Raw genomic sequence first — 236 nt, 5'->3', positions numbered from 1 at the left:
GCCGATTTGAGATGAGCGGATTAATGACAATGTACAAATAATGATGCTCCTCTAAGAACTGAACAACAGGACTCTGGTAATGCCCAGTTGCCTCGAGAAGTAGCGTAGGACGTAGCCCAGCTGCATGTTCAACATCCTGAATCGCTTGGAGTAACTTCGTCAGCCCATCTTGGGTATGTTTGAATTTAAACGTCCCTCTGTACGGTTTACCTCGCTCTAAAAAGGCTTGTCCATGG

General features: G+C 46.2%; 1 protein-coding gene. It reads right to left on the bottom strand.

Going from position 1 to position 236, the window contains the following annotated elements:
- On the bottom strand, positions 1–236 hold a 236-nt coding region (locus tag GQY27_RS21365; protein WP_160037261.1), incomplete at both ends, for an IS110 family transposase.

It is taken from the genome of Paenibacillus sp. An7 (assembly GCF_009870785.1).
In the GTDB taxonomy this organism is placed as follows: domain Bacteria; phylum Bacillota; class Bacilli; order Paenibacillales; family Paenibacillaceae; genus Paenibacillus.
This window is presented reverse-complemented; position numbering and strand designations above follow the sequence as displayed.